This is a genomic window from Streptomyces sp. NPDC059994 (assembly GCF_042737755.1).
In the GTDB taxonomy this organism is placed as follows: Bacteria; Actinomycetota; Actinomycetes; order Streptomycetales; family Streptomycetaceae; genus Streptomyces.
Genome location: NZ_JBHWUR010000132.1, coordinates 1 through 18,998, shown reverse-complemented (window position 1 = coordinate 18,998; position 18,998 = coordinate 1). Strand labels below are relative to the sequence as shown.

Annotated in this window: 16 protein-coding genes and 1 pseudogene; 8 read left to right on the top strand and 9 right to left on the bottom strand. The window is 72.4% G+C overall.

All coding sequences use genetic code 11. The features are described 5' to 3' along the window. The 4 genes and pseudogenes from ACFWA7_RS35840 to ACFWA7_RS35825 all read left to right on the top strand — a co-directional run. Positions 1-328, top strand: a pseudogene (locus ACFWA7_RS35840) (histidine kinase); the annotation flags it as partial. Beyond that, positions 325-765: a roadblock/LC7 domain-containing protein gene (locus tag ACFWA7_RS35835; protein WP_385547709.1), complete on the top strand. Its 441-nt coding sequence runs from the start codon at positions 325-327 to the stop codon at positions 763-765. The pseudogene ACFWA7_RS35840 and the gene ACFWA7_RS35835, both read left to right, overlap by 4 nt. Before the next feature lie 10 nt (positions 766-775). Next, positions 776-1,228, top strand: a complete 453-nt coding sequence (locus tag ACFWA7_RS35830) for a DUF742 domain-containing protein (RefSeq protein WP_385547706.1) — start codon at positions 776-778, stop codon at positions 1,226-1,228. Then, positions 1,209-1,814, top strand: coding sequence for an ATP/GTP-binding protein (locus ACFWA7_RS35825; protein ID WP_385547703.1), 606 nt, complete (start codon positions 1,209-1,211; stop codon positions 1,812-1,814). Before ACFWA7_RS35830 ends, ACFWA7_RS35825 begins: the two co-directional genes overlap by 20 nt. 101 nt (positions 1,815-1,915) lie before the next feature. Here the strand turns inward: ACFWA7_RS35825 and glpK are convergent, their stop codons facing one another. The 5 genes from glpK to ACFWA7_RS35800 form a co-directional block, all read right to left on the bottom strand. Beyond that, a complete protein-coding gene (gene glpK, locus ACFWA7_RS35820; RefSeq protein ID WP_385547700.1) occupies positions 1,916-3,427 on the bottom strand; it encodes a glycerol kinase GlpK in 1,512 nt (503 codons plus the stop codon). Between the two features lie 42 nt (positions 3,428-3,469). Continuing rightward, positions 3,470-4,195 (bottom strand): MIP/aquaporin family protein, encoded by a 726-nt coding sequence (locus tag ACFWA7_RS35815; protein WP_385827263.1) that lies wholly within the window; start codon positions 4,193-4,195, stop codon positions 3,470-3,472. Between the two features lie 306 nt (positions 4,196-4,501). Beyond that, positions 4,502-5,698 carry a lipid-transfer protein gene (locus ACFWA7_RS35810; RefSeq protein ID WP_385827261.1) on the bottom strand — a complete coding sequence of 399 codons (1,197 nt, stop codon included), beginning with the start codon at positions 5,696-5,698 and terminating at the stop codon, positions 4,502-4,504. Next, a complete protein-coding gene (locus ACFWA7_RS35805; RefSeq protein ID WP_385547691.1) occupies positions 5,695-6,144 on the bottom strand; it encodes a Zn-ribbon domain-containing OB-fold protein in 450 nt (149 codons plus the stop codon). Before ACFWA7_RS35805 ends, ACFWA7_RS35810 begins: the two co-directional genes overlap by 4 nt. 76 nt (positions 6,145-6,220) lie before the next feature. Next, positions 6,221-7,027, bottom strand: a complete 807-nt coding sequence (locus tag ACFWA7_RS35800) for a M15 family metallopeptidase (RefSeq protein WP_385827259.1) — start codon at positions 7,025-7,027, stop codon at positions 6,221-6,223. Positions 7,028-7,119: 92 nt separating this feature from the next. Between ACFWA7_RS35800 and ACFWA7_RS35795 the strand changes: the two genes are divergently transcribed. Beyond that, entirely contained in the window at positions 7,120-7,656 is a 537-nt protein-coding gene (locus ACFWA7_RS35795) for an NUDIX domain-containing protein (RefSeq protein WP_385827257.1), read from the top strand. A gap of 322 nt (positions 7,657-7,978) precedes the next feature. Here the strand turns inward: ACFWA7_RS35795 and ACFWA7_RS35790 are convergent, their stop codons facing one another. Continuing rightward, positions 7,979-10,336: a TIM-barrel domain-containing protein gene (locus ACFWA7_RS35790; protein ID WP_385827255.1), complete on the bottom strand. Its 2,358-nt coding sequence runs from the start codon at positions 10,334-10,336 to the stop codon at positions 7,979-7,981. 218 nt (positions 10,337-10,554) lie between these two features. On the opposite strand from ACFWA7_RS35790, the gene ACFWA7_RS35785 reads away from it, so the two are divergent. Then, on the top strand, positions 10,555-12,543 hold the full coding sequence (locus tag ACFWA7_RS35785) for an acetoacetate--CoA ligase (RefSeq protein ID WP_385827253.1): 1,989 nt from the start codon (positions 10,555-10,557) through the stop codon (positions 12,541-12,543). A 39-nt stretch (positions 12,544-12,582) separates the two neighbouring features. On the opposite strand, the gene ACFWA7_RS35780 is transcribed toward ACFWA7_RS35785, so the two are convergent. After that, complete coding sequence (locus ACFWA7_RS35780) at positions 12,583-13,905, bottom strand: aminotransferase class I/II-fold pyridoxal phosphate-dependent enzyme (protein ID WP_385547676.1); 1,323 nt, start codon at positions 13,903-13,905, stop codon at positions 12,583-12,585. Between the two features lie 45 nt (positions 13,906-13,950). Between ACFWA7_RS35780 and ACFWA7_RS35775 the strand changes: the two genes are divergently transcribed. Both ACFWA7_RS35775 and ACFWA7_RS35770 read left to right on the top strand, forming a co-directional pair. Next, positions 13,951-15,225 carry an MFS transporter gene (locus ACFWA7_RS35775; RefSeq protein WP_385547673.1) on the top strand — a complete coding sequence of 425 codons (1,275 nt, stop codon included), beginning with the start codon at positions 13,951-13,953 and terminating at the stop codon, positions 15,223-15,225. A 22-nt stretch (positions 15,226-15,247) separates the two neighbouring features. Next, positions 15,248-16,204, top strand: coding sequence for a hypothetical protein (locus ACFWA7_RS35770; protein ID WP_385827251.1), 957 nt, complete (start codon positions 15,248-15,250; stop codon positions 16,202-16,204). Between the two features lie 90 nt (positions 16,205-16,294). Here ACFWA7_RS35770 and ptsP read toward each other — a convergent pair whose 3' ends face one another. Both ptsP and ACFWA7_RS35760 read right to left on the bottom strand, forming a co-directional pair. Beyond that, positions 16,295-17,965, bottom strand: coding sequence for a phosphoenolpyruvate--protein phosphotransferase (gene ptsP / locus ACFWA7_RS35765; RefSeq protein WP_385827249.1), 1,671 nt, complete (start codon positions 17,963-17,965; stop codon positions 16,295-16,297). A gap of 95 nt (positions 17,966-18,060) precedes the next feature. Further along, a complete protein-coding gene (locus ACFWA7_RS35760) occupies positions 18,061-18,510 on the bottom strand; it encodes a PTS glucose transporter subunit IIA (protein WP_371651037.1) in 450 nt (149 codons plus the stop codon). Between the last annotated feature and the right edge of the window lie 488 nt (positions 18,511-18,998).

Here is an 18,998-nt window from a genome sequence, read left to right as displayed (position 1 = left end):
GCGGCGGCCCGCGCCCGGCCGCGAGAGCGCCGACGGAACCGGTCTGCAGGGCGCCCTGCCCCGCCGGGTCCGCCAGGCCAGCCTCGCCCCCCAGCTGAAACAGACCTCCGCCGAGCCCGCGGACCGCACCGGGCCGGGCGGCCCGGGCGCTCAGCCGCAGCCCGAGCGCGACGCAGAGGAAGTGCGCAACCGTATGGCGTCGATGCAGCGTGGCTGGCAGCGCGGGCGTCGGCACAACGCGATGACCAGCGCAGAAACCACAGTCGACCGGCCCGACCAGGCCCTGGGCGACGTACGACGTAATACATCTGAGGGGGACGGTCGATGACCGCACCGAAGTCCGCAGCACACGACGTCATCGGGAAGGGCACCGGGGAACTCAGCTGGTTGCTGGACGAGTTGGTCGACCGGGTAGGTTCCATCCGCAAGGCGCTCGTCCTGTCCAGCGACGGCCTGCCCACCGGCACGTCGAGGGACCTGACGCGGGAGGACGGCGAGCACCTGGCCGCCGTGGCCTCCGGCTTCCACAGCCTCGCCAAGGGGGTCGGCCGCCACTTCGACGTGGGCGGGGTCCGCCAGACCGTCGTGGAGCTCGACGACGCCTTCCTGTTCGTGACCGCCGCCGGGGACGGCAGCTGTCTGGCCGTCCTGTCCGACGCCGAGTCGGACGTCGGCCAGGTGGCGTACGAGATGACCCTGATGGTCAAGCGGGTCGGGGCCCACCTCACCACGGCACCACGGACCGGCCTGCCCACCGCAGGGTGAGCGCGACGGTATGAGTGACGCAGACCAGCGGGCGCCGGCGAACGGCCCGCAGCATCCGGACCGGGTGCCACGGCAGTCGCCGCCCCGGCAGCACCACTGGTTCGACGACGACGCGGGACCGGTGGTGCGGCCGTACGCGATGACCCGCGGCCGCACCAGCAGCGTCGGTCAGCACCGCCTCGACCTGATCGCGGTGGTGGTGCCCGAACCGGCCGCCGACGACCCGGGGCGGGACCACTCGCTCTCGCCCGAACACGTCGAGATCGTCGAGCGCTGCGTCGGTACCCCGCAGTCCATCGCCGAGCTCGCCGCCGGACTCGACCTGCCCGTCGGGGTGGTCCGCGTCCTGGTGGGCGACCTCGTCCAGGACCAGCTGGTGCACGTATCCCGACCCGTTCCGCCGGCTGAGCTGCCGGACGAGTCCCTTCTCCGCGAGGTGATCAATGGCCTTCGGGCGCTCTAGCCGCAGGAAGCGGCCCGTCGAACCGGTGACACTCAAGATCCTGGTGGCGGGCGGCTTCGGAGTCGGCAAGACCACTCTGGTGGGCGCGGTCAGCGAGATCCGGCCGCTGCGCACCGAGGAGCGGCTCAGCGAGGCCGGGCGGCCGGTCGACGACGTCGCGGGCGTGGAGGCGAAGAACACCACCACCGTCGCGATGGACTTCGGGCGCATCACCCTCCGCGAGGACCTGGTGCTGTACCTCTTCGGCACGCCCGGACAGGACCGCTTCTGGTTCCTCTGGGACGAGCTGGCGCAGGGGGCGCTGGGCGCGGTGGTCCTCGCGGACACCCGCCGCCTGGAGGACTCCTTCGCGGCGATCGACTACTTCGAACGCCGGGGGCTGCCCTTCACGGTGGCCGTCAACTGCTTCGACGACGCGGCCCGTTACCCTGCCGACGCCGTGCGCTCCGCGCTCGACCTCGACCCGGACGTGCCGCTGATCACGACGGACGCGCGCGACCGCGAGGCCGTCAAGGACGTCCTTGTCGCCGTCGTGGAGCACGCGATGGTCCTCTCCGAGCGCAGACGCCGGACGGTCTCGATCTGAGGCTCCCGCGCGGGGACACGGCCCGTACCCCCACCGACTGGGGTACGGGCCGTGCGTCTTGGGGGGAGCGGGCGCTCCCGTGCCCTCGTGGCCGAGAACGGCTACTCCCCGTCCTCCTCGTGCCAGCCGAGGCTGCGCTCCACCGCCTTGCGCCAGTTGCCGTACTCGCGCTCGCGCAGCCGCGCCTCCATGGCGGGCACCCACTCCACGTCCTTCTGCCAGTGCGCCTTGAGCTCGTCCAGGCCCGCCCACACCCCGGTGGCGAGCCCGGCCGCGTAGGCGGCGCCCAGGCAGGTCGTCTCGGAGACCTTCGGCCGGATCACCGGCACGCCGAGCACATCCGCCTGATGCTGCATCAGGAGCCGGTTGACCGTCATCCCGCCGTCGACCTTGAGCGTGGTGATCCGTACCCCGGAGTCCTGGTACATCGCGTCGACCACCTCGCGGGTCTGCCAGCTGGTGGCCTCCAGGACCGCGCGGGCCAGGTGCGCCTTGGTGACGTACCGGGTCAGGCCGGTGATGACACCGCGCGCGTCCGAGCGCCAGTAGGGCGCGAACAGGCCGGAGAAGGCGGGCACGATGTAGGCGCCGCCGTTGTCCTGGACGCTCGCGGCGAGCGTCTCGATCTCGGCGGCGCTGCGGATCAGGCCGAGCTGGTCCCGGAACCACTGGACCAGGGCTCCGGTGATCGCGATCGAGCCCTCCAGGCAGTAGACCGGCGCCTGGTCACCGATCTTGTAGCCGACGGTGGTGATCAGGCCGCTCTTGGAGGGCACGGGCCGGCCGCCGGTGTTGAGCAGCAGGAAACTCCCGGTCCCGTACGTGTTCTTGGCCGTCCCGGTGTCGTAGCAGGCCTGCCCGAAGATCGCGGCCTGCTGGTCGCCGAGCGCGGACGCCACCGGCACGCCCGCCAGCTGGCCCACCGCCGTCCCGTACACCTCCGCCGAGGACCGGATCTCCGGAAGGATCGCCTCCGGTACGTTCATCGCGGCCAGGATCGAGGAGTCCCACTCCAGGGTCTCCAGGTTCATCAGCATGGTCCGCGAGGCGTTGGTGACGTCGGTGACGTGCACCCCGCCGGCCGTGCCCCCGGTCAGGTTCCAGATCAGCCAGGAGTCGACGGTGCCGAACGCGATCTCGCCGCGCTCGGCACGGGTCCGCAGCCCGGGGACGTTGTCGAGCAGCCAGGCCGCCTTGGGCCCGGAGAAGTAGCTGGCCAGCGGCAGCCCGGTGGCGTCCCGGAAGCGGTCCTGGCCGTCCTCGGCGCCGAGCCTGGCACAGAGCGCGGAGGTCCTGGTGTCCTGCCAGACGATCGCGTTGTGCACGGGCTTGCCGGTCGCCCGGTCCCACAGGACCGTCGTCTCGCGCTGGTTGGTGATGCCGAGCGCGCTGAGCTGTTCCGCGCGCATCCCGGCCTTGGCCAGCGCGCCCGCGACCACGGCCTGCACCTTCGACCAGATCTCGGTGGCGTCGTGCTCGACCCAGCCGGGCTTCGGGAAGATCTGGCGGTGCTCGCGCTGGTCCACGGCGACGATGGCGCCGCTCTGGTCGAAGATGATGCAGCGGCTGGACGTGGTGCCCTGGTCGATGGCTGCGACGAACTTCTCCGTCATGGCTACCCCTAGGTCTGAAGGCTGCGGTGGCGCGGCGCGTGCTCAGAAGGCCGCGTGGTGGATGAGGCCGCCGAGGGCCCCGCCGGCCAGCGGTCCCGCCACCGGTATCCAGGCGTAACCCCAGTCCGACGTCCCCTTGTGGGGGATCGGCAGCACGCTGTGCACCAGGCGCGGGCCGAGGTCGCGGGCCGGGTTGATGGCGTACCCGGTGGGCCCGCCGAGCGAGAGGCCGATGCCGACGACGAGCAGCGACACGATCAGCACGGTGGTGCCGGATTCACCCAGGCCCTCGGTGTCGCCGAAGGCGAGCACGGGCAGCACCAGACCGACCGTGGCGATGATCTCGGTGACCAGGTTGGCGGCCGGATTCCTGATCTCGGGGATCGTCGAGAAGATGCCGAGCGTCGGAACGGAGCCGTCCCGCTCGGAGTTGGCCCGGAACTGGGCGAAGTACACGAGGTAGGCGAGGACCGCGCCGAGCACCGCACCGGTCAGCTGCCCCAGGACGTAGAGCCAGACCCTGTCCCACTCGCCGGTGTCGACGGCGATGCCGACCGTCACCGCCGGATTGAGATGGCCGCCCGACAGGGGAGCCGCGGTGTACGCCCCGGCCAGCACGCCGAAGCCCCAGCCGAAGGCGATGACCACCCAGCCGGCGCCTCTCGCCTTGGAGTGGTTGAGCGTGACCGCCGCGCACACCCCGGCGCCGAAGAGGATCAGGATCGACGTGCCGATGACCTCACCGAGAAAGATGTCTCCGTTGCTCATGGCTGCTCCTATGCCCTCGCCCGGGGCGTGGCCCCGGTCCTCCGTGCAGGGTGCGCGCTTTCCCATGGCTGCGGAGCCGGTGGCGAGGGTCCGCTGGACCCCGCCCGGCATCCGTGACGAGCGTGCTGGTCTGGCGGAATCGCCCTGTGGGGGAGCAGCCCGGCGACCGCGTGCGACGGCACGCGGCCCGGAGCCGAGGAACGGCGACGCCGAGAGACAACCGGAAGTGTTCACCGGCCGTGATGGAGCGTCAAGGTCGCCGACAGCAACGGCTGCCGGGGTACGGACGGAACGGCGGCCGGGAGCTCAGCGCACCGCGATCACCGACGAGCCGTGTCCGAACAGGCCCTGATTGGCGGTGATCCCGGCCCGTGCCCCGTTGATCTGCCGCTCGCCCGCCGTACCGCGCAGCTGCCGGGTGAGCTCGCAGACCTGCGCGATGGCCTGGGCGGGCACCGCCTCACCGAACGATGCGAGCCCCCCGCTCGCGTTGACCGGAACACGACCGCCGAGCGCCGTCGCGCCCTCCCGTACGAGCTTCGCGCCCTCCCCGGCGCCGCACAGCCCCAGATCCTCGTACCACTCCAGCTCCAGGGCGGTCGACAGGTCGTACACCTCGGCCAGCGACAGGTCCTCGGGCCCGATCCCGGCCTCCTCGTAGGCGGCCCGTGCGATGGAGGCGCGGAAGGAGTACGGCGAGGGCTCCGCCGCGACCGCCGAGTCGGTGGCGATGTCCGGCAGGTCCAGGACCGTGTTCGGGTAGGTGGGCGTGACCGTGGACACGGCCCGTATCCGCACCGGGTCCGCCGCCCCGTGCCGGCGCGCGTAGTCCATGCCGCACAGCACCAGGGCGGCCGCCCCGTCGGAGGTCGCGCAGATGTCGAGCAGCCGCAGCGGATCGGCGACCACGGCCGAGGCGGCGACCTCCTCGGCGGTCACCGCCTTGCGGTAGCGGGCATACGGGTTGAGCGCGCCCGCCGCCGCGTTCTTCACCTTGACCAGCGCGAAATCATCGACGGTGTCCCCGTGCAGGGCCATGCGGCGGCGGGCGTAGAGACCGAAGTAGGCCGGGTTGGTGGCGCCCAGGACCCGGAAGCGCAGCCAGTCGGGATCGTCCGGCCGATCGCCGCCCGCCGGGGCGAAGAACCCCTTGGGCGCCGCGTCGGCGCCCACCACGAGCACCACCTCGGCCATCCCCGAGAGGATCTGCGCCCGCGCGGTGTTGATCGCCTGCGCCCCGGACGCGCAGGCCGCGTACACGCTCGTCACGCGCGCGCCCTGCCAGCCGAGGGCCCGCGCGAAGGCCGCCCCGGCCACATACCCGGGGTAGCCGCCGCGCACGGTCGCCGCGCCGACCACGGACCGCACGTCCGGCCAGTCGAGCCCGGCGTCGGCGAGCGCGGCGCGGGCCGCTACCGTCCCGTACTCGATGAAACTCCTGCCCCATTTGCCCCAGGGGTGCATGCCGGCGCCGAGGACCGCGATGTCGTCCGTGCCGCTCATGCGCTCGCCCCCACGGGCCGCCAGTGCCAGGTCGTCCAGACGGTCCCGGCGTCCTCATTGAGCACGCCGGGCACCACCTCGACCTCCATTCCGATGGCGAGGTCGGCGGTGGTCACACCCGGCGCCGCCTGGCCCAGGACGACCATCCGCTCGGCCTCCAGCTCCACGGCGACCAGCGTGTACGGCTGCCAGACGGCCTCGGGGTCGAAGACGTAGGGCGCGGGCGGCCGATAGCGCCCGTCGGTGTACGACCAGACGCGCCCGCGCCCGGAGAGCGGCACCTCGGTCAACTCCCGCCCGGAACAGGCGGGGTTGCGGCAGAAGGAGTCCTCGCGTGGGAAGAACACGGAGGCGCAGGCGGTGCACCGGGTGCCGAGCAGCCGGAACTCCTGATCCTCCGCCTCCGTGAACCAGCCCGCCACCACGGGCGTGCGCGTGCGCGTCAAAACCCCTCCCGGCCTCGTATCTGACGGAACGTCAGAAGTGTGCCACGGGCGGCCGCGCTCCGGCAGGGGGCGTCACTCAGCGGTGACCGGCCACCGAGCGCCACGCCACCGGGAAGTCGAAGTAGGTGTCCGGGAACGGCTCCGGCTGGAAGGTGTAGTGCCACCACTCCTGGGGTATCCCGACGAACCCGGCGGCCTGGAGCGTGCCCTTCAGGAGCTGGCGGTTGGCGCGCTGGACGCCCTGGACGCGGGGGTCGTCGGTGTGCGACAGGGTGTCGAAGCAGTCGAAGCCGGTGCCCATGTCGACGGAGTTGTCGGGGAAGCGCTGGTCCTTCGGCGCGAAGCACGGCACGAGCGGCCGGCCGGGACGGTACGGCGGCGTCGGCCACGCGGGCAGCCGGACGATGGTGAGGTCCACCGAACTGCCCCGGCTGTGCCCCGACTTAGCCGCGATGTACACGTCCTCGAACAGCCTCGACTTGTCGACAAGCGGATAGAACTCGGTCTTCATCCGCTGGTCGTCGAGGTCCTTCGCCCACTCCACGAAGGTGTCGACGGCCCGCTGCGGCCGGTAGCAGTCGTACACCTTCAGCGAGTAGCCCTCTCGGAGCAGCTTCAGCTGTGCCTGGTGCAGCGCCTGGGCCGCCTGGCGGGTCAGGATGCACACCGGCTGCCGGTAGCCGTCGATCGGCCGGCCCACGAAGTTGTGCGGCGTGATGTAGCGCATCTCCTGGATGATCGTCGGGTCCACGGTGGCCAGCGCGACGAACTCGGCGGGTGCCTTGGGTTCGGGCGTGGCCCGGGCGGCGGGCGAGGTGGCGGTCACGGCGAGCAGGGCGGCGGCAGCGGCGACAAGGCCGCGCACGGTCGATCTGAGTGTCATGTGCACACCCTTCATTGCTCAACGGGTCGTAGAAAAGGGGGAGTTGGGGCAATGTGATCCGATGGCCGAATGTATTCGGTTAAAGTCCGCGCGTGACCGGGACCTCGAAGACCTCGAAGCAGCCTGTGAAGGACTCGCACTGCACCGCGTGCGGATCGCCCTACCCCTCGGCCTCGGCCGGCTGGCCCCGCCCCTGCGCGGCGTGCGGGACCGTCACCTATCGCAATCCGCTGCCGGTCGCCGTCGCCCTCCTTCCCGTGACGGACGCGCGCGGTACGGGACTCGTCGTCATCACCCGCGCCGTCGAGCCCCACATCGGCCGCTCCGCCCTGCCCGGCGGCTTCGTCGACGACGGCGAGCTGTGGCAGGAGGCGGTCGTCCGCGAGCTGTACGAGGAGACCGGAATAGAAGCCTCCGCCGCCGATGTGCGCCTCGTGGACGCGCTCAGCTCCCCGCACCACGTCCTCCTCTTCGGCCTGCTCCCCGCCCGCGCCTCGGCCGAACTCCCGCCGCCCGCCCCGACGGACGAGACGGCCGGCTGGCGGGTGCTCCGCAGCCCCGAGGAACTGGCGTTTCCGCTGCATACGCAGGTGGTACGGGGGTGGTTCGCCGGGGGTGAAAGGGGGTGAGGGGGCCGGGACGGCCGGGCGTTGAGGCGGGCGGGAGTCGGCGGCGCTCGCTGAGGGGTGGCGGCACTCGGCTGGGGGCGAGCCGCATGGGTACAGGATTGGCGGCTCTCGCTGAGCGCCAGCCGCATCGGCACGGGGTCGGCCGCACTCGTCTGGCGGTGCCGAGCGCATGGCACCCGCGCTGAGTGCCTGCCGCATTGGCAAGGGGTTGGCCGCACTCGTCTGGCGGTGCTGAGCGCATGGTGCCCGGGCGGGGTGCAAGCCGTATCGGTACGGGGTCGGCCGCACTCGCTTGGCGGTGCCGAGCGCACGGCACCCCGCCTCACCACCCCCCACCCCGTACTCGCACCGCGTACCCCAGCTCCCGCGTCGCCCCCTCGTCCGTTATCCGCTCCACCACCACCCGGCCGCCCGCCGTCCGGGTGGTGAAGCGCTCCACCACCGCCGGCCCCCACCCGTCGCCCTCGTCCCGTACGACGAGGCCGCCGCCGGTGCGTCCGGCCGCCGGAGCCCACACCTCCAGTTCCACTTCGCCGTCTGCGCCGCGCACCGGGATGACGGAACCGGCCCTGGCCAGTACCGGGATACGGGCCAGGGGCGCGTCCACGAGGACCTGGCAGGGGCCCTCGTGGGGCTCCTCGGTCGCCGTGTCGTACCAGCGGCCGCGCGGCAGCCGCACCGCCCGCCGGTCCATGCCCCGCTCGAAGACGGGCGCCACCAGCAGCGCGTCGCCGAGCAGGAACGCGTCCTCGCAGTCCCGCAGCGCCTTGTCGCCCGGCGTGCCCCACCACACGGGCCGCACATAGGGCGCCCCGGTCAGCCGGGCCAGCTGCGCCAGTGTCATGAAGTACGGATGCAGCCGCTCCCGCTCGGCCAGCGCCACGCGCGCGTGGCCGAGCACCTCGGGACCGAACTCCCACGGCTCCCGGCGCCCGGCCCAGATCGCCGAGTGCGTACGGAAGAACGGCAGCCGGGCCGCCAGCTGCAACCAGCGCAGATAAAGCTCCGGCGACGGGGTGCCGCTGAACCCGCCCACGTCCGGACCCGAGTACGGCACCCCGCACAGCCCGAGTCCGAGCACCAGGGCGAGCGAGGCCCGCAACCCCGGCCAGCCGGTGCTCACATCACCCGACCAGGTGCCTCCGTAGCGCTGCATCCCGGCCCAGCCGGAGCGGCTGAACAGGAAAGGCCGGCCGTCGGGACGCAGCCTGCGCAGACCCTCGTAGCCCGCCCGCGCCATGGTCAGGCCGTACACGTTGTGGGCCTCGCGGTGGTCGCCGCCCCGGCCATCCAGCACGTGCCGCGCCGAGCGGGGCAGGGTCGGATCGCCGAAGGGCGCGAACGACGTCGGTTCGTTCATGTCGTGCCACACCCCGGCGAAGCCCTGGTCGAGCCGCTCCTGGTAGAGCCCGCCCCACCACTCACGCGCGCGTGGATCGGTGAAGTCGGGATACACGCACTCGCCCGGCCAGACCACGCCCCGCACCTCGTCGCCGCGCGCGTCCCGCACGAACGCGTCCGCCGCGAGCCCGCTCTCGTACACGGCGTTGCCGGGCTGCGCCTTCACCGCCGGATCGACGATCGACACCAGCCGCACACCCTCCTCGGCCAGGTCCTTGGCGAGGCGGGGCAGATCCGGGAAGTGTTCACGGTCGACCGTGAACACCTGGTGGGCGTCATAGTGGTCGATGTCCAGATGGAGCGCGGACAGCGGCAGCCCGTGCTCCCGGTACCCGGCGACGACCCGCCGCACCTCGGCCTCGCTTCCGAAGCCCCAGCGGGCGTGCTGCGGGCCCAGCGCCCAGGACGGCGGCAGCGCGGGCGCGCCGGTCAGCGCCGTCCACCCCTGCAGCACGCGCGCGGGGGTGCCCACCACCACCCAGCAGCGCAGCGGCCCGCCCTCCATCCGCAGCTCGCTGCTCCCGGCCCGGTCATGGCCCGAGCCGGCCCCCTCCTCGCCCTCGCGCAGCAGGACCCGGCCGTCCCAGGTGTTGTCGTAGAACGCCAGATGGGTCCCGGCGTCCGCCACCACCAGCTGCACCGGCATCGTGATGTACAGCGGGTCGTCGCCGGGGGCGAAGCCGCCGCGCGGGTCCGTGTTCCACAGCCGGTACGCCCCGTCGCGCAGCCGGGGTCCGTCCGCGCGCCCGCCGAGCCCGAACACGCGTGCGTCGGCGGCCACTTCGGAGCGCTGCACCCAGCGCGCGGGACCGCCGCCGACCGGCTCCCACCAGCGCGGCGGCAGCTCGCGGCGGAGCACCACCCCGCCGGGGGTGCGCACCTCCACGGCCCCGTGCCGGGACACCGCCACCATCACCCGTTCGGAGACCACCCGCCAGCCGCCGTCCGTGTCGGGCTCCAGGGCGGCGCGCGCGTCGGGCTCGGGCGCGGGCCCAGCCAGCGCGTACGACGGCTCGGGGCCGGCCCCGTCCCAGCCCCAGAACACGGCGCCGCCCGCCGCCACCCGCACCTCCAGCTCGGAGCGCGCGAACCGCACCACGCCGCCGCCCGGCCGGGGCTCCGCGCCCCGCACCTGACCGGGTGCCCGGGCGCGCTCGGGCCCGCGCGCGGGCAGCCCCCACGCGTCCGCACGGCGCCGCCGCAGGGCCGAGCGGACCGCCCGCAGCCCCTGCACCGAGCCGACCGCCTTCACCGAGCGCACCAGGTCATTGCCGTCCATGCGGCTCACCCTGCCATCCGGATCATGAGCTGTGTGCTCCGTTCAACTTCCGTTCACCCGTGGTGGCACCACATCGTCAGGTGCCGGACTATGGGCGGCACACCCTGGTGCGGAAGACGATCACATGGCATCGTCCCTGTGAGCCGCCGCATGCGCACACCCCTACGCGTGTGCGGGCGGCACACGCACACCACGCGTACCAGCCCGGGAGCCGACCCATGACCTCACCAGCGAACGCCGCGCCGCAGCCCGCGCCCCTGTGGCAGCCGGGCCCCGACCGCATCGCCGGGGCGCGGATCACCGCGTTCCAGACCTGGGCCGCCGAGCGGTACGGCGCACCTGCCGAGGGCGGCTACGAGGCGCTGCACCGCTGGTCCGTCACCGAACTCGACACCTTCTGGAAGGCCGTCGCCGACTGGTTCGAGGTGCGCTTCTCCACCCCGTACGAGACGGTGCTCGCCGACCGGTCGATGCCGGGCGCCCAGTGGTTCCCCGGTGCCACCCTCAACTACGCCGAGCACGCGCTGCGCACCGCCGAGGACCCGGCCCGCGCCGACGACGCCGCGCTCCTGCACGTCGACGAGACGCACGAGGCCGTCGCCACCAGCTGGGCGGAGCTGCGCCGCCAGGTCGGCTCGCTCGCCGCCGAGCTGCGCGCCCTCGGCGTACGGCCCGGGGACCGCGTCAGCGGCTATCTGCCGAACGTCCCGCAGGCCGTCACCGCGCTCCTGGCCACCGCGGCCGTCGGCGCCGTGTGGACGTCCTGCGCCCCCGACTTCGGCGCACGCAGCGTCCTCGACCGGTTCCAGCAGGTCGAACCCGTCGTCCTGTTCACCGTCGACGGCTACCGCTACGGCGGCAAGGAGCACGACCGCACCGACGTCGTCGCGGAGCTCCGCCGCGAACTGCCCACCCTGCGCGCTGTCGTCCACATCCCGTTGCTCGGCACCGCTGCCCCCCAGGGAACTCTCGAATGGTCTTCGCTCACTGAGAGTGACAACGAGCCGGTCTTCGAGCAAGTTCCCTTCGACCACCCGCTCTGGGTTCTCTACTCCTCCGGCACGACCGGCCTGCCCAAGGCCATCGTCCAGTCCCAGGGCGGCATCCTCCTCGAACACTTCAAACAGCTCGGCCTCCACTGCGACCTGGGCCCCGAGGACCGTTTCTTCTGGTACACCTCCACCGGCTGGATGATGTGGAACTTCCTCGTCTCCGGCCTGCTGACCGGCACCACGGTCGTCCTGTACGACGGCAGCCCGGGCTTCCCGGAGACCGGCGCCCAGTGGGGCGTCGCCGAGCGGACCGGCGCCACCCTCTTCGGCACCTCCGCCGCGTATGTGATGGCCTGCCGCAAGGCCGGTGTGCACCCGTCCCGCGACCACGACCTCTCGCGCGTGAAGTGCGTCGCCACCACCGGCTCGCCGCTCCCGCCCGACGGCTTCCGCTGGCTCCACGACGAGGTCCGCGAGGACCTGTGGATCGCCTCGGTCAGCGGCGGCACCGACGTGTGCTCCTGCTTCGCGGGAGCCGTCCCGACGCTCCCCGTGCACATCGGCGAGCTCCAGGCCGCCTGTCTGGGCACGGACCTGCAGGCCTGGGACCCGCAGGGCAAGCCGGTCGTGGGTGAGGTGGGGGAGCTGGTCGTGGTCAACCCGATGCCCTCCATGCCGATCCGCTTCTGGAACGACCCGGACGGCAGCCGCTACCGCGACAGCTACTTCGAGATGTTCCCCGGCGCGTGGCGCCACGGCGACTGGATCACGATCACCGACCACGGTTCGGTGGTCATCCACGGCCGCTCCGACTCCACCCTCAACCGCCAGGGCGTCCGCATGGGTTCGGCCGACATCTACGAAGTCGTCGAACGCCTCCCGGAGATCCGTGAATCCCTGGTCATCGGCCTCGAAGAGCCGGACGGCGGCTACTGGATGCCGCTCTTCGTCCACCTCGCCGAGGGCGCGGTCCTGGACGACGCCCTCCGTACGAAGGTCAAGCAGGCGATCCGGGAGCAGCTCTCCCCGCGCCACGTCCCGGACGAGATCATCGAAGTCCCGGGCGTTCCGCACACGTTGACGGGCAAGCGCATCGAGGTGCCGGTCAAGCGCCTGCTCCAGGGCACACCACTGGAGAAGGCGGTCAACCCGGGCTCGGTCGACAACCTTGACCTCCTCCGCTTCTACGAAGCGGTGGCCCGCAAGCACGGCTGACAAAAGCGCGCCCCGCCCGCAGGGCCGGGGCGTCGCCCCTCACCCTCCGTAGGTGGCCTCGGACTCGCCCAGCACCTCGCCGAAGTCCGAGGCCAGCCGGGCCGCCTCGGCCGGTTCGAGGCCCGCCGCGGTGATCCGTACACCGGCCCCCGTAGCGATCCGGAACCGCGCCCCGGCGGCGACCCACCACCCGCGCGAGCGCAGCCCGTTCACCACCGCGGACTCGTCCCGCACCGGCACCCACAGGTTCATCCCGCTCGCCCCGTGCGAGGCGATCCCGCGCCGCTCCAGCTCGCCCGCCAGAGCGCGGCGCCGCTCCCCGTAGGCGTCACGCGCGCGGTGCACGAGCTCCCGCGCCATCCGGTCGGTGAGCAGCCCGAGCACCGTGCCCTGGAGCAGATGGCTCACCCAGCCGGAGGTCAGCAGCAGTCGGCCGTCGTGCCGCGCCAGCGTCGCCGGGTCACAGGCGGCGGCCGCCCATCGCAGGTCCGTGCCCAGGTACTTCGTCACCGTCCGCACATGCGCCCAGCGCGCCAGCTGCCCGCCCGCCGTCAGGGTGTACAGCGGCGCCCCCGCGATCTCCGCGGCGTGGTCGTTCTCGATCACCAGCACCTCGGGCGCCGCTCGCAGCACCTCCACGAGGTCGTCGCGGCGCCGCTCCGAGAAGCAGCCGCCGTACGGGTTCTGCGCCCGCGGGCTGCACACGACGGCCCGCGCCCCGGCCCGCAGCGCCTCGCGCAGGGCTTCCGGCCGCATCCCCTGGTCGTCGACGGCGACCGGGACCGTACGCAGCCCCATCACCTGCACCAGGTCGAGCAGATGGTGGTAGCCGGGGTCCTCCATGGCCACCGCGTCGCCGGGCCGCAGCTCGGTGGTGAGCAGCCGGGCGACGCAGTCGAGCGCGCCGTGGGCGAAGGTCACCGACCCGGTCGGCACGCCGTCGGCGCCCAGCCATTCCTGGACGCGCTCCTCCAGCAGGGGCAGCCGGGGCGTCGAGCGGTGGGACCGCGCACCGGCCGTCATCCGCACCGGCGCGGGCAGTTCGGGCAGGAAGGCCGGGTCGGGGTGGCCGCCCGCGAGGTCCCGCAGACCCTCCGGCACCTTCGGCGGGCGTCGTGAGGCGACCGAGGGCGCGGCGGCGACCACGGTCCCGCCCCGCCCGTGCGTGACCACGACGCCGCGCCCGCGCAGCTCCTTGTACGCCGTCGCCACCGTGCCGGGACTCACACCCAGGTCGTCCGCGAGCCGGCGGACCGGAGGAAGCGTGTCCCCCGGCGCCAACCCGCCGTCGGCGACGGCCCGTTCGACGGAAGCGGCAATTCCCTTGGCCGAGGTGCCGGTAATCGCATATTGTTCTGCCACGTACTGAACTATGTATCAATACATAATGCCAGTCAAGGGGGAGCAGTGACTTTGCGCAGCCGACGTGCCGCACTGTGGGAACGAGTCCCGGGAGGCCGCGACGGCCGGCTGATGCTCTGGGTCGCCTTCGTCGACCGGACCGGAAGCGGCCTGTGGGCCGCCGTCTCGGTCCTGTACTTCACCTACGTGGCCGGGCTCTCGGTCACCCAGGTCGGCACGCTGGTCGCCCTCGCCGGCGCGGTCGGCATCGCGGGCGCCCCCATAGGGGGCCGCATCGCGGACCGGCTGCCCCTCACGCGCGTGCTCATCGTCTTCCAGGTCCTGCGCGCGCTCGCCGCCGCCGCCCTGCTCACCACCGACAACTACGCGCTCCTGCTGGTGTACTCGGCCGTCGGCAGCTTCGGCGACCGCTCCGCGAACGTACTCACCAAGCTGTACGCGGCCCGCGTCGCCGGACCCGACCGCGTCCGCTACCAGGCCGTCAGCCGCACCCTGGCCAACGCGGGCTGGGCCGTCGGAGGCCTCGCAGCGGCGGCCGCCCTCGCGCTCGCCACCACGGCCGCCTACCAGTGGCTGCTCGCCGGAGACGCCCTCTCCTTCGTCGGCGCCGCCCTGGTCACCGCCCGCTGCGCCGAACCGCCCTCGCCCACGCGCACGGTAGCCACCTCCAAGGACCCCGCCCCCGCCGCGCGACCGGGCAGCCCCTGGAAGGACCGCACGTATCTGGCCTATGTGGCCACCGAGTCGGTGCTCTTCATGGACGACGCCGTCTTCAAGGTCGGTATCCCCCTCTGGGCGGTCTCCGCCACAGACGCGCCGCAGGGCCTGGTACCGCTCCTGATGGTGCTCAACAACGTGATGGTGGTGGGCCTCCAGGTCCCCCTGGCCCGCTTCGGCGCGACCACCAAGGCGGCACACCGCCTGCTCCTCCCGCTCGCCGCCGTCTTCGCCGCCGCCGGCGTCGCCATGGCCGCCTCGGCGGTCCACGGCGCGGTACCGGCGAGCATCTGCCTGACCGTCTCGACCGCCGCCTTCACCCTGGCCGAGATGATCCACGCCACCGTCTCGTGGGAACTGTCGATCGCGCTGGCCCCGGGGCAGGCCCAGGGCAGCTACCTCGGCGTGCACGGCCTGGCCCAGTCCGCACAGCGCAGCGCGGGACCACTCGCCGTCACCGCGGCCATCGCGACCGGCCCCGTCGGCTGGACGGCCTTCGGCGCCGTCATCGCTCTGACCTGCTGTGTTCAGCATCGGCTCATACGGGACCGGCTGCCGCGACCGGCGTTGTCAGTGCTCCCGGTTACGGTGAGTGAGCACTGATCGACAGCACGCAGGGGGAACCATGGCGCACATCCGCAACTCCAGGAAATCCACCAGCCCGACGGCCTCCACCCGGTCCCGAACACCCCGGGGCTCCCGGCCCGTCCACGCCGCCAGAGCCACGCGGCGGACCCTGCGCCGGGAGACGCCCGGCACGGTGGGGCTGCTGGCGGACGCGTACGACTTCGAGGCGATGACGCGGTACCGGTCCTTCGCCTTCGACGACCACACCGCCTATCTCCGCCAGGTCGACGGCCTGCTCAGATCCCTCGCCGCCCAGGGACTGCACACCACGGTCGCCCTCTTCGACCCGGAGGAGTTCACCGAGTTCTGCACCGCGACCGGCATCGACCCCGACACCGCCGACAGCCGCACCCGCTTCACCGCCGAGATCGCGGCGGCCGGCGCCCGCGTCGCCTACGCGGGCCAGCCCATCGACAGCCTGGTGCCCGAGCTCATCAACAAGGCGGTCCGCCAGGCGACCTGGGACTACGCGACCCTGCTCCTGGCCGACCTGGGGGAGTGCGCCGAATGCGGCCAGGACATCGGCCGCTCCGCCTTCGAACGCGCCTCGACGATCCTCATGCGACTGATCGAGGCGGCGGGCCCGGGCCTGCACCACCTGGTGTGCAGTGTCCAGGCACAGCAGGAGCAGCTCATCGCCGTGCTCCACGCCGAGGGTCGCGGCGGCGACCCGGCCCTGCTCGACGAGACGGACGTCGCCGAGTTCGTCACCGTCCTTGCCGCGGGCATCGCCCAGCACAGCCCGGGCGGCCTGGTGCTGCGGACGACGGCGCCGGACGCGCCCGACCGCGTCCACGGCTGGCGGCTGCACGGCGGCAGCCTGCTCCCACTCACCGCCGGAGAGGTCTTCAGCGCGTACTGCACCGATGCCGACACCGGAGACCCGGTGGCACCCGAACCAGGAGTGGACTACCGGGCGGGCTTCCCCTTCGACCAGCCCGCCACCGACCACTGACGGACAAGCGAAAGGGGCTCCCCGTCGCACCCGCGACGGGAAGCCCCTCTCACTCAGACACTGCGCAGAGGCAGCGGACAGCGGCCCGGGTCACTCCCCGGACAGCACCGCCTGCGCGGCCACACGGGCCTCCTCGGCCGAGTCCGCGGCACGGGCCGCGGCGGCCGCGCGCTCGCACTGGGCGAGTGTGTACTTCGCCAGCGTCGCGCGCACGTAAGGAATGGACGCGGCACCCATCGACAGGCTGGTCACACCCAGACCGGTGAGCACACACGCGAGCAGCGGATCGGAGGCAGCCTCACCACAGACACCACAGCTCTTGCCCTCGGCCCTGGCCGCCTCGGCGGACAGCGCGACCAGGTCGAGCAGCGCGGGCTGCCACGGGTCCTGCAGCCGCGACACCGCACCGACCTGCCGGTCGGCCGCGAACGTGTACTGCGCCAGGTCGTTGGTGCCCAGCGACAGGAACTCGACCTCCTGGAGGATCGAGCGCGCGCGGAGCGCGGCGGAGGGGATCTCCACCATCGCGCCGAACTTCGCCCGCAGCCCGGCCGCCCGGCACGCGTCCGCGAACGCCTTGGCGTCCGCACGGTCCGCGACCATCGGCGCCATGACCTCCAGATAGACCGGCAGCCCTTCGACGGCCTTGGCCAGCGCCGTCAGCTGAGTCCGGAGCACCTCGGGGTGGTCCAGGAGCGACCGCAGACCGCGCACGCCGAGCGCCGGATTCGGCTCGTCGGCGGGCGTCAGGAAGTCCAGCGGCTTGTCGGCGCCCGCGTCCAGCACACGCACGACCACACGGCCCTCGGGGAACGCCTCAAGCACCTTGCGGTACGCCTCGACCTGCTTCTCCTCCGACGGCGCCTTCGCGGAGTCGTCGAGGAAGAGGAACTCGGTACGGAACAGACCGACGCCCTCGGCGCCCGCCCCCACCGCCGCCGGCACATCGGCGGGACCGCCGACGTTGGCGAGCAGCGGCACCTTGTGCCCGTCCGAGGTCGCACCCGGACCGGACGACGCGGCCAGCGCGGCCTTGCGCTCGGCCGCGGCACGCTCCAGCTCGGCGCGCTTCTCGGCGGTCGGGTCGACGAAGATCTCGCCGGTGCTGCCGTCGACGGCGATCAGCGTGCCCTCGGCCAGCTCACCGGCGCCCGGCAGCGCCACGATCGCGGGGACGCCCAGCGCCCGCGCCAGAATCGCGCTGTGGCTGGTCGGCCCGCCCTCCTCGGTCACGAAGCCGAGCACGAGCGCCGGGTCGAGCAGCGCGGTGTCGGCGGGAGCGAGGTCGCGCGCGATCAGTACGTACGGCTCGTCGCTGTCCGGAACGCCCGGCATCGGGACGCCCAGCAGGCGCGCCACGATGCGGTTGCGCACGTCGTCGAGGTCCGCCACGCGCCCGGCCATGTACTCACCGGCGCCCGCGAGCAGCTCGCGGTAGTGCGAGAACGCGTCGTACACGGCACGCTCGGCCGTGCTGCCGACGGCGATGCGCCGGTCGACGTCGGCGATCAGCTCGGGGTCCTGGGCGATCAGGGCCTGAGCTTCAAGGACGGCCTGCGCCTCACCCCCGGCCAGGTTGCCGCGCGCGTTCAGGTCGGCCGCCACGGCCTCGACGGCCTTGCGGGCACGCCCCTGTTCGCGCTCCGCCTCCTCCGCCGGAATCTGCTTGGCCGGCGGCTCCAGGACCGCAGTGCCCATGTGCCGGACCTGGCCGATCGCCACACCGTGGCTCACGCCGACGCCTCGCAGCGTTGTCTCCATTTCACCCGTCTCCGATTGGTGCGGCGGTCTGAGCCGCCGCGGTGGATGTCCGACTCACCGTCTCGACGACGGCGGCGTCACGACTTCTGGCTGAACTACTTCCAGGTGAAGAGGACGTCGCCGGCCTTCACATCGCCGTCCTCACGGAGGTCGCCGAGAGAGTCAGCAGTGGCTTCGAGGGCCACGATCGGGCACACGGGGGACTTCCCGGCCTCTTCTACGGCGGCCGGGTTCCAGCGCACGACGGCCTGGCCGCGCGTGACGGTGTCGCCCTTGTTGACGAGCAGCTCGAAGCCCTCGCCGTTGAGCTGCACGGTGTCGATACCGAGGTGCGTCAGCACGCCGTGGCCCTCGTCGTCGACGACGACGAAAGCGTGCGGGTGCAGGGAGACGATGACGCCGTCGACGGGGGAAACCGCCTCCGAGGGCTCTCGTACGGGGTCGATGGCGGTACCGGGGCCCACCATTGCGCCGGAGAACACCGGATCGGGCACTGCCGCGAGTCCGATGGCACGCCCGGCGAGCGGGGACGTCACGGTGGTCATGGATGGCCTCCCAGGGGTGGGGCTTCTTCGTGTCGCCGTCACTACTTCCCGTGTGGCGGCGTACTGTTCAGAAGGGTAAGTCATAAGAAGTCCGGGTTCGCCTGGTATGACTCCGGGCCGGGCTTCCCCGACGGAGACTACTGGACTAGACCGGTGCGGTAGTGGACTAGACCATAGACCCTCACGCGCCCCTGGGCCGATTTGCCCCGACCGCGCCGGGGCCTGTACTGTCCTAAGTCCCGCCTGACCGCAACGTGTGAACTTCACGTGCATGTGTCGGGACGGGCAGGCTCCTCCTCACTTGCTGATCTTGACCTGTGCCTCGCTTTGCGCTGCCGGTATTTCCGTGCGCCGCAAAACGAAGTGGTCAGGGAGACGGAAAAGCACTGATAGAGTCGGAGTCGCCGGAAAGGGAAACGCGAAAGCGAAAACCTGGAAAGCGAGTCCCGCTGACTGGGAATCGGACACGAAAGAGTCTGATAGAGTCG

Coding starts and splice junctions, on each gene's coding strand:
- ACFWA7_RS35835 (WP_385547709.1), top strand. CDS start 325: ATGACCGCACCGAAGTCCGCAGCACACGACGTCATCGGGAAGGGCACC.
- ACFWA7_RS35830 (WP_385547706.1), top strand. CDS start 776: ATGAGTGACGCAGACCAGCGGGCGCCGGCGAACGGCCCGCAGCATCCG.
- ACFWA7_RS35825 (WP_385547703.1), top strand. CDS start 1,209: ATGGCCTTCGGGCGCTCTAGCCGCAGGAAGCGGCCCGTCGAACCGGTG.
- glpK (WP_385547700.1), bottom strand. CDS start 3,427: ATGACGGAGAAGTTCGTCGCAGCCATCGACCAGGGCACCACGTCCAGC.
- ACFWA7_RS35815 (WP_385827263.1), bottom strand. CDS start 4,195: ATGAGCAACGGAGACATCTTTCTCGGTGAGGTCATCGGCACGTCGATC.
- ACFWA7_RS35810 (WP_385827261.1), bottom strand. CDS start 5,698: ATGAGCGGCACGGACGACATCGCGGTCCTCGGCGCCGGCATGCACCCC.
- ACFWA7_RS35800 (WP_385827259.1), bottom strand. CDS start 7,027: ATGACACTCAGATCGACCGTGCGCGGCCTTGTCGCCGCTGCCGCCGCC.
- ACFWA7_RS35790 (WP_385827255.1), bottom strand. CDS start 10,336: ATGGACGGCAATGACCTGGTGCGCTCGGTGAAGGCGGTCGGCTCGGTG.
- ACFWA7_RS35785 (WP_385827253.1), top strand. CDS start 10,555: ATGACCTCACCAGCGAACGCCGCGCCGCAGCCCGCGCCCCTGTGGCAG.
- ACFWA7_RS35770 (WP_385827251.1), top strand. CDS start 15,248: ATGGCGCACATCCGCAACTCCAGGAAATCCACCAGCCCGACGGCCTCC.
- ptsP (WP_385827249.1), bottom strand. CDS start 17,965: ATGGAGACAACGCTGCGAGGCGTCGGCGTGAGCCACGGTGTGGCGATC.
- ACFWA7_RS35760 (WP_371651037.1), bottom strand. CDS start 18,510: ATGACCACCGTGACGTCCCCGCTCGCCGGGCGTGCCATCGGACTCGCG.